The organism is Streptomyces sp. NPDC036984 (assembly GCF_055607665.1).
This window is the reverse complement of the sequence record NZ_JBVJRL010000009.1, coordinates 258,119-269,880: the sequence shown is the minus strand read 5'-3', so window position 1 is coordinate 269,880 and position 11,762 is coordinate 258,119. Positions and strand designations below refer to the sequence as shown.

At 70.0% G+C, this 11,762-nt stretch carries 13 protein-coding genes and 2 pseudogenes; 11 read left to right on the top strand and 4 right to left on the bottom strand.

The features are described from left to right. The 5 genes and pseudogenes from ACZ7DL_RS19445 to ACZ7DL_RS19425 form a co-directional block, all read left to right on the top strand. Nucleotides 1–198, top strand: a pseudogene (locus tag ACZ7DL_RS19445) (cytochrome c oxidase subunit I); the annotation flags it as partial. Continuing rightward, nucleotides 195–572 (top strand): hypothetical protein, encoded by a 378-nt coding sequence (locus tag ACZ7DL_RS19440; RefSeq protein WP_470775388.1) that lies wholly within the window; start codon nt 195–197, stop codon nt 570–572. The pseudogene ACZ7DL_RS19445 and the gene ACZ7DL_RS19440, both read left to right, overlap by 4 nt. Nucleotides 573–769: 197 nt before the next feature. After that, nucleotides 770–955, top strand: coding sequence for a hypothetical protein (locus ACZ7DL_RS19435; RefSeq protein WP_470775387.1), 186 nt, complete (start codon nt 770–772; stop codon nt 953–955). Then, entirely contained in the window at nt 952–1,572 is a 621-nt protein-coding gene (locus ACZ7DL_RS19430) for an RNA polymerase sigma factor (RefSeq protein WP_470775386.1), read from the top strand. The genes ACZ7DL_RS19435 and ACZ7DL_RS19430 overlap by 4 nt, the downstream gene beginning before the upstream one ends. Continuing rightward, entirely contained in the window at nt 1,569–2,303 is a 735-nt protein-coding gene (locus tag ACZ7DL_RS19425) for a hypothetical protein (protein WP_470775385.1), read from the top strand. Before ACZ7DL_RS19430 ends, ACZ7DL_RS19425 begins: the two co-directional genes overlap by 4 nt. A 91-nt stretch (nt 2,304–2,394) precedes the next feature. Here the strand turns inward: ACZ7DL_RS19425 and ACZ7DL_RS19420 are convergent, their stop codons facing one another. Together ACZ7DL_RS19420 and ACZ7DL_RS19415 are read right to left on the bottom strand one after the other, a co-directional pair. Then, entirely contained in the window at nt 2,395–3,006 is a 612-nt protein-coding gene (locus ACZ7DL_RS19420) for a restriction endonuclease (RefSeq protein ID WP_470775384.1), read from the bottom strand. 802 nt (nt 3,007–3,808) lie between these two features. Continuing rightward, a complete protein-coding gene (locus ACZ7DL_RS19415) occupies nt 3,809–4,789 on the bottom strand; it encodes an ArsR/SmtB family transcription factor (RefSeq protein WP_470775383.1) in 981 nt (326 codons plus the stop codon). Nucleotides 4,790–4,886: 97 nt separating this feature from the next. On the opposite strand from ACZ7DL_RS19415, the gene ACZ7DL_RS19410 reads away from it, so the two are divergent. Beyond that, nucleotides 4,887–6,149 carry an MFS transporter gene (locus tag ACZ7DL_RS19410; protein ID WP_470775382.1) on the top strand — a complete coding sequence of 421 codons (1,263 nt, stop codon included), beginning with the start codon at nt 4,887–4,889 and terminating at the stop codon, nt 6,147–6,149. A 39-nt stretch (nt 6,150–6,188) separates the two neighbouring features. On the opposite strand, the gene ACZ7DL_RS19405 is transcribed toward ACZ7DL_RS19410, so the two are convergent. Beyond that, nucleotides 6,189–6,587, bottom strand: a complete 399-nt coding sequence (locus ACZ7DL_RS19405; protein ID WP_470775381.1) for an SgcJ/EcaC family oxidoreductase — start codon at nt 6,585–6,587, stop codon at nt 6,189–6,191. Nucleotides 6,588–6,712: 125 nt separating this feature from the next. Between ACZ7DL_RS19405 and ACZ7DL_RS19400 the strand changes: the two are divergent. From ACZ7DL_RS19400 to ACZ7DL_RS19380, 5 genes and pseudogenes are all read left to right on the top strand, one after another. Then, a pseudogene (locus tag ACZ7DL_RS19400) lies at nt 6,713–7,432 on the top strand (MFS transporter); the annotation flags it as partial. A 216-nt stretch (nt 7,433–7,648) separates the two neighbouring features. Then, on the top strand, nt 7,649–8,065 hold the full coding sequence (locus ACZ7DL_RS19395; RefSeq protein WP_470775380.1) for a hypothetical protein: 417 nt from the start codon (nt 7,649–7,651) through the stop codon (nt 8,063–8,065). Nucleotides 8,066–8,202: 137 nt separating this feature from the next. Beyond that, nucleotides 8,203–8,667 (top strand): DUF3592 domain-containing protein, encoded by a 465-nt coding sequence (locus tag ACZ7DL_RS19390; RefSeq protein ID WP_470775379.1) that lies wholly within the window; start codon nt 8,203–8,205, stop codon nt 8,665–8,667. 409 nt (nt 8,668–9,076) lie between these two features. Then, complete coding sequence (locus tag ACZ7DL_RS19385) at nt 9,077–10,282, top strand: M4 family metallopeptidase (RefSeq protein ID WP_470775378.1); 1,206 nt, start codon at nt 9,077–9,079, stop codon at nt 10,280–10,282. Between the two features lie 85 nt (nt 10,283–10,367). Next, the gene (locus ACZ7DL_RS19380; protein WP_470775377.1) at nt 10,368–10,676 is read left to right on the top strand and encodes a protealysin inhibitor emfourin; all 309 of its coding nucleotides are present in this window, start codon (nt 10,368–10,370) and stop codon (nt 10,674–10,676) included. Nucleotides 10,677–10,843: 167 nt separating this feature from the next. Here the strand turns inward: ACZ7DL_RS19380 and ACZ7DL_RS19375 are convergent, their stop codons facing one another. Then, nucleotides 10,844–11,698 carry an alpha/beta hydrolase gene (locus ACZ7DL_RS19375; protein ID WP_470775376.1) on the bottom strand — a complete coding sequence of 285 codons (855 nt, stop codon included), beginning with the start codon at nt 11,696–11,698 and terminating at the stop codon, nt 10,844–10,846. Nucleotides 11,699–11,762: the final 64 nt, after the last annotated feature.

Below are 11,762 nucleotides of genomic sequence, written 5' to 3'. Positions count from 1 at the left end.
TGGGGCTACGGCCGCTCGCTGGAGTGGGCGACGTCCTGCCCGCCGCCGCGGCACAACTTCCTCACCCTGCCGCGGATCCGCAGCGAATCCCCGGCGTTCGACCTGCACCACCCCGAGATCGCCGAGTTCGAACACGAAGCGAACCTCGGCAACCGCGACGCGGTGGAACCGTCCGGGCACAAAGGCGGTCGGCCTTGACCTCACCGAGCGCTCATGGAGCCCCTCTGAACCGGCAGAGCGCCGCCTTCGCCAACGAGGTCGAGGGCTACCTCCTGCTGCATGCGGAGCGAGAGCAGGCACAGCGCGAGGCCGAAGCCCTCTGCGCGCGCCTGCCCTGGCTCACCACGGGGCAGGCCGACGACCTGACCCGCCACTACCTTCAGCAGCGGCTCGGCCTGACACGCCAGGCGCTCCAGGTCACCGCCGACCGGGCGCAGCGTCTGCGCGGCGAATACGAAGCCCGGTACGCCGCCTTGCGTCGCACCTTGCTCAGACGGCATGCCGTTGTCGCCTGCCTTCTGTTCGCCTGCTCCACCGCGGCCGGCGCAGGAGTCTGCCTGCTGGCCCGCTGACCTGAACCGGTACCGCCGAGGGTGTCGCGGTTTCGATCAAGTTCCGATCACAGCAGTTTGGTTTCTGAACGCAAATTTTCTTGATGTTCGGCCTGCACGTTTCCGGTCTCCCAAACGCTCTATTGATGGAGGCGTACGCCTTCCGACGCCGAGGGGGGAGGCGGCGATACCGAAACCACTTCCATGGGGGAGGGCACGTGCACGACGCTGTTACGGCGTTGCTGCTGACCGCACTGATCATCCGGGTCTTCGGCCCCGACACGATTCGGCTCTCCAAGCGGATACTCACCGCTTTCGTCCGCGTGGGCATCAGCGGGATGCGCCCGACCATGCAGGATCAGGAGCACACCGCTCCCGCCGAGCTGACCGGGAGGGACCGGTGAGCGAAGGCGGAACCGAGGAGTCCAGTGGGGCCGTCGGCCTGCCGAGCCGTCGGCGCAAGGCAGTGCCCATGGCACAGTGGCCGGATGCCGCCCGGGCCCTGTACTGGGCGTTCCACGCCGATCGGCGCCAGAGTTACATGGGCTTCGCGTATCTCCAGCTCGGTTCGGACGCGGACACCGAGGAGGCAGTGGATGCCGCCTTCGACGCCGTCATGGACAAATGGGATCAGATGCGCCAGATGGAGAATGCCGAGGCGTACGCCTGGGCAATCCTGAAGAACCGCATCAGAGACCAGCAGCGCAAGAGGAAACGCCGGCCGGAGCCGATGGACATCGCCGCGTTCGAAGCAGCGTTACGGGACAACGCCGAGGACCCGTACGAGGGACTGGCGGACGCGATCACTCTGTACTCCGCCACCCGAAGGCTGAGCGAGCGCCAGCGCGACCTGGTCACGCTTCACTACGGATTGGGGTACAGCACGGTGGAGGCCGCAGCGCTGCTGGGCCTTGAGGAAGCCACCGTCCGCTCGCACCTGAGCCAGGCCCGTCGGCGTCTGGCCCGTCTCCTGCAGGCCGAGGACTCCGACTGCGCCGACGAGGGGAAGAAGACGTCATGACCCACCCCGCCAAGCCCACTGCGAGGCACACCCTCGACCAGTGGCTGGCCCGAGCAAGGACGAAGGATCGATACGACACCTACGACCTGACCGCAGCCAGAGCGCGCCTCACACGGCGCCGCGATCTTTCCCACAGGTCCGTGTCCCCGCTCCACGGCGGCGAAGACATCGCTTCGGCCGAGGCCGCGACCATCATGCCGTGCGGGCTTGCCTGGACCGCTCCGGGCGCACGCACCACCGAGGGCATCGGCCGCGCGGACACAGATCTTCAGGCCGCCAGCCTCCTCGTCCTGCTGTCCCCGAGGGCGGAGCAGGACCTGGCGGCGTTCATCGACCATCACTACGCGCACCAGGCCGGCGCCAGAACGTTCGCCTGCATGCTCCACCTGTGGGGCCACTGCGAAGGGGCCAGTTTCTGGTGGCAGTTCGCCGCCGGCGTCGGAGACCACATCGCCGAGTACTGTCTCTTTCTCGACCACACCCGGCGGGGCGAGTTCTACGACGGCGAGCACTGGGAGAGCCAGCTCGGCGCGCACGGCTTCGTACCCGAGGAACACCTGGGCGACCGCACCGCCGCGCCGGTCCTCACCGAAGACCTCACCAGTTGCATCAACGACTACATCGTCGAGCGGCACCACCCGGACGTAGGGGTCGTCCCCTTCCCCAAAGCCCTGCTCCTGCGCCATGTACGCCGTCTGGCCACCCTCCCCACCCGGCCGTGCGCCACCTGAGGGACGTCCCGCACGGTGATCGTTCGAGTAATGACCGGGGGGTTGCCAACGGCATCCTCGGCTCCGGGCGGCCCCTGCCCGGCAAGGGTTTTCAGGAGAGCTGCGACGGTTTCCGGGGCGGGGGGAGCGCCGGCAGCAGTTCCCACAGCGGCCGCGATCCCGTTGCCCATATGCCCAGCAGCCGGCGGTCGACCAGGTGCAGCCGCTGCTGCCGGGCAAAGGTGCGGCCGGGCTGGGTGATCCTGCCGTTGGTGACCAGCACCACGACATCCGCCTTGTGCACCGGGCGTCCCGTTCCATTGAGGACCTGGAGGTCCGGGGTGCCCACGGCTGCGCCCCGATCTCCCTGGCGGCGGTGCTTGCACTGGATCACCCAGCGCCGGCCCAGCGGATCGGTCGCCTTCACGTCCGCTCCCAGATCGCCCTGCCCGCCGACCTGGACGGCGTCGGTGCAGCCATCGCGGTTCATCAGGTCACGGACCGCGAATTCGAACTGCCGGTGCGACAACGCGTCGAGCTGGGCCAGCCCGTAGCGCAGGGTGCGCGCCTGCTCCCGTTCCCACTGGGCGCGTTGTGTGCGGAACCGCCACCACACGATCCCGCCCGGCACGGCAAGCACGGCCGCGACCACCGGCAGCCACCAGTGCGCGAGCAGCCAGTTGACCACCATCACCACGAGACCGGCCGCCGCGATGGCGGCCACGCCCAGAGCGATGCCGACATCCTGCTGGTTCCGCCGGCGTCTTGGGCGCCGGGTGGTGCGTCGCCTGGCGGGCGGGCGCCGGGTCACCGCCCGCCTCCCAGGTCGGAGAGGTCGATCGGATACGACACGGTCGGTGTAGGCGCTGCCTTCCGCGGCTTGGGGGTGTCGAACTTGATCGGGTACGACACCGTCGGCCGCGGCACGGCCTGCCTCGGGGCCGTGTGTGTGTCCTGGTCGAAGCGGAGGGGGTACGACACGGTCGGCCGGGGGTGTGGTGCGGTTCCGTTCCCGTGCTCGCCGTCGGCATGGCCGAAGCCGAGAACAGCCAGGCCGAAGACAGCTACAAGTGTCAGTTCCCGGCGCGCTCCTGGTGCCCAGCGATAGTGCCCGCGTACTGGAGTTCCGTCCGAGCGCACATACGGCCGGACATAAGGCATGGAGCCCTCCCTCGGATCGTCATGTCCCGTGTCGCCTCCATCCTGACGTCGACCACTGACAATCGATCACGCCGGGCACCCCAACTACGCTGCCCACGCGATGCGTTCAAGACAGTGTGCGTTCGGACTCCCGTCTCCGTGACGATGGCCGACCGTGTCTCGGCATCGAGCGCCGAGCTCGTCGCCGGCCGCAGAAACAATCTGCTCACCGGCGTGTTCTGGTCTCACAGGCTCCGGCAAACGCCATCGGCCACGCTTCGGCCACCGGGTGTTCGCCTCCCGACGACCGTATTGCTCAAGCCAATTACCGGCGAGCCGGAAGAGGTACGCCCGCTGGTCGGCATCCAGGCCCTGTGGGGCGCCCGCTATCGGCCCTCCGCGGCGGCCAGCAGGGCCTCGGCTGCCTCGGTTCGGGTGTAGAGCACGTAGCGGCCGGACCGATGGCCGTCGACCAGGCCCGCCGAGCGGAGCACGGTCAGGTGCTGGGAGACCCCACCCGGTGTGATGCCGGTGCGGCGGGCCAGGTCGGTGGTGGAGGCGGGAGTGTCGAGTTCGGCCAGCAGCCGGGCTCTGCCGCGGCCGATGAGTGCGGCGAGCGGTTCGGCGACCGCGGTGCGCCGCTCCCACAGCGTGGCCACACCGCGCGGCGGGTAGCGGAGTGTGGGCTGCCAGCCGGGGGCGGTGATCGAGAAGACGCGTGGCCAGGCGAACACCGAAGGCACGAGCAGCAGGCCGCGCCCGTCGAGCCGTCGGGTGGCCCGGACGTGGAGGTGGTGGACGCGCAGGGTGTCGGTGTCCCAGTCGACCGCGGGGTCCAGGTCTCCCAGCAGCCGGTCGGCGCCGCCTTCGGCCAGCAACCGCGCCCGGTGCAGCACATCGCCCTCCAGCAGCGAGCGCATCCTCGGCCAGTACGGAGCGAGCGCGATCTCCCAGTACGCCTCGATGAGTTCGGCGAGGACCGCGAGTCCGCGCCGCGGGTCGTCACGCAGTTCGTCGAGGCGGGCGGAACGTGGTGCCCGCCTGCCGCCGAGGCCGGAGCGGACCTGCTCCGCGGGGGTGGCGCGGAGCACGGCGAGCTCCACCCCGAGATCGGCCAGCGGGGTCGTGGGAGGCGGCGCGACGAAGAGCGGGATGCCGCGGGGTGGCGCGGGGACCAGGTCGGCCAGCACGGCCCAGTCCAGCCCCGCGGCTGCCAGCCGTCGCCCTGCCTGCTCGGCCCAGGGCCGAAAGAGCCCGTACTGCTCGGGATTCCTCAGGATCCGGACGCTGGCCACGACTTCCCACAGCGGGGACAGCGCGAACCGGGTCCGCGCCAGGTCCCGGGCCGTGAACCGCAGCTCCAGCACGCCGCCCCTCCCTCTTCGTCCCGCCCCCGGGGCCTGTTGGATTCAGTACAGCCTAAATTCATGGCTGTGGTCCCGGCGCGGCGGCCAGGCTCGCGCCATGACCACAACCGGACTCGGCGCACAGCCGATCACGCCCCCTCGTCCCCTGCTGCACGACCCCGGTTACCGGATGCTCGTCACCGCGACGGCGGTGAGCAAACTCGGCAGTTCGATCAGCTCGCTGGCGATCCCGTTGGTCGCGGTGGTGGCTCTGCGGAGCACGGTCGGCCAGGTCGGCCTGCTGGCGACGCTGAGCACGCTGGCGTTCCTGCTGATAGGTCTCCCGTCCGGGGCCTGGGTCGACCGGCTGCGACGGCGTCCCGTGATGATCACTGCGGACCTGCTCCGAGCGGCCCTCCTCCTCTCGGTACCCGCCGCCTGGGCACTCGGTGTCCTGACCATCGGACAGCTGTACGTCGTCGTCCTGCTGTCGGGCGCGGCCACCGTCTTCTACGACGTCGCCGCGCAGAGCCACCTGCCGCAACTGGTCGGCCGGGAACGGCTCGCCCGCGCCAACTCCCTGCTGGTGACCGTCGACGCCGCGGCCCAGATCGGTGGCCGGAGCGCCGGCGGATTCCTCGTCGCGTTGCTGTCGGCCCCCGTGGCGATGGTGGTCGACGCGACCAGCTATCTCGGTTCGGCTCTCTGCCTCGTGCGGATCCGCCGGCCGGAACCGGCTCCCGGCGCCGGCGCGCGCGGCCACCTGCTCGCGGACATCCGGGAAGGCGTGCGTTTCGTCTTCGGTCATCCGGCGCTGCGGGCGGTCGCCATCGCGGGAGCTGTCAGCAACCTGTCGATCCAGCTCTGCCAGACCGTGCTTCCGCTCCTGTTCGCCCGGGAACTCGCCCTTTCCGGCTTCGTCATCGGGTTCTTCTTCGCCACCGGCGGCGCCGGTGTCCTGCTCGGCTCGCTGTCGGCCCGCGCCCTGGCCCGCCGGCTCGGTGCGGGGCGGGTGCTGTGGCTGCTGGGCCTGGCCGTCGCGCCCGCCGGCGTGGTCGTCGCAGTGGCCGACCGGGGGCCGGCTCTCTGGGCGGCCGCCGCCGGCTGGCTGGTGACCACGTTCAAGGTGGGTGTGAACAACGTCCTGACGGTCAGCCTGCGGCAGAGCGTCACCCCTGACCGGCTGCTGGGCCGGATGAACGCCACCGTACGACTGGTACTGACCGGCTCGCTCGCCGTCGGCGCCGCCCTGGCCGGTCTCCTCGGAGAGGTGTTCTCGGTCCGCGCCGCGCTCTGGGCCGGCGCCCTCGGCCTGGCGCTCACCTGGGTGCCGATCGCCTGTTCGCCGGTGCGCCGGCTCCGCGAGATACCGGGTCTGTGACCGGTGCGCGGGCCGGCGTCCGGTCCATTGCCGGAGCCGTCAGCCCTGACCGGCCCGGACTTCTGTGTTCTGGCCTGCGTGCAGCAGCCATCTGCCGTCGTCCTGCTTGGTCATGACGTAGAGCGGAGCGCCTTCCGTGTCGCCCTCGGCAGAGTGGTAGACCTGGCGGACCTTGACGGCCGCGACGTCGGGTCGCAGGAACTGCGTGTGTACTGCCTCGTAGGTGACCTCACCGCTCCAGCTCGCGGCGGGCAGCACCGTGCGGGTGAACTCGGCGATCGCGTCGAAGCCGACGAGGACCTTGCCGTGGGCGGTCGTCCAGAGGGCGTCGGGATGGAACAGCGCGAGGAAACCGTCCACGTCCTTGGCGCGTTGGGTCCGCTCGACGGTGGCGACGACCCGTTCGATGGCTTCGATGTCGGCGTTTTCGGTGTTCATGGAGATCACTTTGAGACCTCAAGCGAGCTTGAGGTCAATGCCCGCAGGCCTCAGAAAAATGGGTCATTGATGCAGATGCTGATTGGCTCTGCTCAGCAGTCCATCTGGCCACTGGCGTGATCGGTATGACGAATCGACCGCGGCGCCTGCTGGCCCTCGCCCAGCTCGCCAACTCCGTGGGGGACGGCGCCTATTACGTGACCTCGGCGCTGTACTTCACCCATGTCGTCGGCCTCGCCCCCGCTCGCGTGGGGCTCGGGCTGACTCTCGCCTGGGCGGTCGGTTCGCTGGTCGGGGTGCCGCTCGGGCGGCTGGCGGACCGGCGGGGGCCACGCGGCACGTCGGTGCTGCTGGCGCTGGGAACCTCGGCAGCGGTCGCCTCGTTCCTCCTGGTGCGGGGATTCGTGCCGTTCGTCGTCACGGCCTGTGTCTATGCCGCTGCGCAGTCGGGGCTGGCGGCGGCTCGGCAGGCGCTGTTGGCGGGGCTGGTACCGGCCGGTGAGCGGACGGGGCTGCTCGCGCGGCTCCAGTCGACGCTGAACGGCGGGCTCGCGGTGGGCGCGGCGCTCGGCGGACTCGCGCTGAACGCCGGGACCGCGGCGGCGTACCGAGGCGTCCTGGCGTTGGACACGGTCTGCTTCCTGGTCTGCGCGCTGCTCCTGCTGCGGCTGCCCGCCGTGACCGCTGTCGGCGCAGTCGGCGGCGGTCGGCGGTTCACGGTGCTGCGCGACCGGCCGTACGCCCTCCTTGCACTGCTCAACACCGTGCTGTTGCTGCGGCTGCCGCTGCTCAGTCCCGCGCTGCCGCTGTGGATCACCGAGCGGACCCAGGCGCCGGCCTGGCTGGCGTGCGAGCCGGTGCTCGTGAGCTGACCGGATACGGCGCGACAGGCTGTTCTTTGCGCGATGCCCCTGTCGCCCACCCCTACGCAACGGCGAGACAGTGTCCGCATCTTCGCAACCAGGGCCCCTGGTGATCGCGTCCTCGATGCGGGCGAGGCTCCGCCGGGCGCGCCGTATTCGTACCGTGGCGAGTGACATGAGGGTGAAGGGGGCGGGAGCGTGACGACGTGGGGCCTGGTCATCGAGACGACCGTGGGTGCCGGGGACCGCAAGCACGTCGAGGCATATGTGGTGGCGCACGTCACCGGTTCCCGTGAGGCGGCCCTCGCGGAGCTGGAGCGGCGGGCGCGGAGCCACTCACCCGAGCATCCCAGAAGCCCCAAGCGCCGTCGGCTCCTGCGACAGGGCGACGGATTCCTGCTCGTCATCGACGGGGTGTGGCAGTCGTTCGTCACTCGGTTCACGGTGGCGGAGCTGCTGGAGGACTCCGCTGCGCCCGCCGCCCCGGAACCACGGGTCGAGGCGCCGACGGAGTCCGTTGCCGCACCGGCCGAGCCGGCGGACCAGCAGGTCGAGCGGTACGCGGACGGAGTGCCTGTCAAGCCGGCGTGGCTGGGGCGCGACGACCTGCCGTGAGGTCGCCCGCCGAGGTGCGCGGCATCGACGCCTCCGCCGGAGAGGTCGAGCCAGGGGGAGGTTTCACCTGGGGCGGCAGCACGGCGACCCGGAGGTCTGCGGTAGCGTCCCTCCCTCGGACAAGTGAGAGGGACACCGTGCAGGTTCAGGTGCGTGGGCAGGGCGCCCGCCGGTGGATCGTCTTCGGGACGATCGCGTTCGGGGCTCTGTTCCTGATCGTCGGACTCGTCCTCACCGGGGTGTCGATCTCGTTCCTGACGGATGCGGAGCGGGCCCGGGGCACGGTGGTGGCCCTGGAATGGCGGGACGACCACGTGTCTCGCACCAAGCGGGCGAACGACGGGCCCGTGGCCTACCCGGTGGTCGAGTTCACGCCGGCGGACGGCACCCCGACGACGTTCCGGAGCTCCACGGGCTCCAATCCCCCTGCGTACGAGGAGGGTGAGCGGGTCGAGGTGCTCTATCGCGCGGATTCCCCCGAGGACGCTCGGATCAACGGTTTCGCCTCGCTGTGGCTGCTGCCGCTGATCTTCGGTGGGATCGGGTTGCTCATCACGGGAATCGGGACAGGCGTCGCGTGGGCGACGCGGCGGCGTTCCTAGCTCTTGTCCCCTTGATGCGGCTGCGCGATCGCCTCATCACCGCTGAGCCGGGCCCGGCCGGGCCGGCCCCGTCGTGGTACTCACCCTGAACTGCCGGGATGGCGGCGCTGCGTTTGCCAGTCACCGCGGCCGGCAGGAGACTGTTGGTGTCAGCGTGGTCCTGCCGCTGGGAACGGGGCTGGTAGGCGCCACCGCTTCTCCCGCTGGTGCCGCGCCGGCGCATACGCGCCTATCTGTGGCCCGCCTATCCGAAGACGAACAGTGCACGCCGAGCCGACGGCGTCGGACCGCTGCCCCGTGATCGTCGACCTCTCAGTGCGGTAAGCGGTGGCATGGGCATGCGCCGGCCCGCACCCGCGATCGAATGACCGACGGCTTCACCGCCGCTCCCTTGATCAGGAGGCGTTCCATGAGCAGGACCGTCAATTGCATCATCCCCCCGCACCTTCTGGACAAGCTTTTGGAAAGCGATGACAGTGAGGTGCGCAAAGCCGCCCTGGACACCATGCTGACCACCACGCGGTTGCGGGGGGAGCGATCAGTCCGGGCGGCCATCGCCGGCGCGGCCGCTCTCGGAAACAGCCGACGGACGATCTTCGACTGCCAGCAGGAAAGGTTTCTCCCCCTGGCTGTTCTGGTCCGGTCGGAGGAGGGAGCAGCGTCCGGGGACAAGTCCGTCAACCGAGCGTTCGACGGGCTCGGCGTGACAAGCGACTTCTACCAGAAGGTGTTCCAGCGCAATTCGCTCGACGACATGGGGATGCGCCTGGACGGCTACGTCCACTTCGACAGGGGTTACAACAACGCGTTCTGGGACGGGCGGCAGATGGTTTTCGGTGACGGTGACGGAAGGACGTTCTGCGACTTCACCGGGTCCATCGACGTGATCGCCCACGAGCTGACACACGGAGTCACCGAGTTCACCGCGGGGCTCGCGTACCACCATCAGCCCGGGGCTCTGAACGAGTCCATTTCGGATGTCTTCGGGACGCTGGTCAAGCAGTGGTCGCTCAATCAGTCGGCCGAGACAGCGGACTGGCTGATCGGGGCCGAGGTGTTCACCCCCGGGATCGAGGCGGACGCCTTGCGATCGCTGAAGGCTCCCGGAGAGGCGTACGACAACGCACTGTTCGGCAAGGACCCACAGCCCGACCACATGAGCAGGTACGTCAACCTGCCGAACACCGAGAGAGGGGACAACGGCGGGGTTCACATCAACTCCGGCATCCCCAACAAAGCGTTCTACCTGACGGCCGTACGCATCGGCGGATACGCGTGGGAGGCTCCCGGACTCATCTGGTACGAGTCCCTCAAGGCCTCCAGCGTCGAGACCCAGTTCCAGGATTTCGCGGACACCACCTACCAGCAGGCCGAGACACTGTACGGGGCCGACAGCGCCGAGCAGTTGGCCGTACTGGCGGCCTGGCAGGAGGTGGGTGTCCAGATCAGCGGCGTCCCGGTCGGGCTGGCCCGGACGCGGAGTCGCGCGGCAGGCCGGGACGGTGGCGTGGGCCGCGAGGACGGTATGGCGGCCCTCTCCCAGCAGATCGGGGCGCTGGCCGGCCAGATGAAGGATCTCGCCGCTGATGTGGCCGTGCTGAAGGCGACCAGATGACCACGGCCGGTTGATGCGGGCCGGTCCTCGCGCGATCGTCGCGGCACGGAGCAGCGCCGCTCGGCCGGCCGGGAGGTTGTGCACCATGAAGGTCACTCTGGCGAGGCACGGCGGGCTGGCGGCCGCGATCCAGCTCCGCCTGCCGCCCAAGGAGTTGGACACCGATGCACTGCCCGAAAGCGCGGCGGCGGAGCTGGCCCGGCTGGTGGCGGCGGCCGTCTCGGTGCCGGTGCCGGTAGAGGACCGGCCCGGCCGTGCCAGGGACGCGATGAGCTACACGATCACGGTGGAGGACGGCGGCCGCTCGACCGTTCTCACCCAGTCGGACACCACCATGTCCACGGAGTTCGCGGCCCTGCTCAGCTGGCTGGAGGAATACTTCACGCGGCAGTGACGCGCGCGACAGGGGGCGCCCGCGCCCGCTGCTCGCTCGCCATGCGCGACGCAGTCGCTCACCCGAGTCGCGTTCTCGGTCAGGGGCACCACCCCGGCCGGGCGGAAACCGGTCACCGCGGGCCGCCCCGTTGGTCCGCAAGCAGGTCAACGGGGCTGCCTCAGGGTTCAGTCGGGCAGTCCTCGAACGAACTCGGCGACCAGTGTCGCCACCGCTTCCGGGGCTTCCACGTTCATGGGGTGGGTGGCGTCGATCCGGTTGACGCTGACCGTCGGCCGGGTGCGGGAGAGCCCGTCCAGCTGGTCGGAGACCCCTCGCGCGAACCGGGCACCGAATTCGTCGAACCACTCCATGCCAGGTGCAGGCGGTAGCCGTCGGCCGGCCTGGACCAGCAGCAGCGGGCAGTCGATCCCCTCCAGCCACGGGACGACACCCGGCGCGCCGAGCCTGTGGAGTTCGTCGACGATCCCCAGCGCCTCGGCCCGCGTGGGCAGCGTCTGCCACGTGCCGTCGGGCAGCGGGCGTGCGGCCGCGCGCGCGGTGGCCTCCGCACGGGTGGCGGGAATCCCGAGGCGGGAGGAGTTGGCGACCTGCTCCTCGATGTACTCGGGTGGCGCGATGGCCCCGGCCTTCGCCAGCAGCCACTCACTCACCCGTTCGGCGCCGGGGTACTCGCGTCCCCACCAGAAGCCGTCGAGATTCACTGCGGCACGGGTACGGTCCGGGTCGGCCCGCGCGTACTCGACCGCGACCAGTCCGCCGAGGGAATGGCCCACCACGACGGCCTCCGGCACGCCATGCGCGTCGAGCGTGTCCGCGATGTGTCGCACCACGGTGGGGATGGTCCAGGGAGAGATACGGGGAGAGCGGCCGTGTCCGGGAAGGTCGACGCCGAGCACACGGTGTCCGGCGGTGAGCAGCGCGGCCGCGGCGTCCCAGTCGCTGAGCGACCGTCCGTAACCGTGCAGGAGAACCAGTTGTGGGCCGTCGCCCCCATAGTCATGAGCATGTAGGAGTGTCATCGGCTTTCACTGTAGGGGGCACGCAGCTCTTCGCACACCGGATAAAAGATCTCGGTCGGACGCA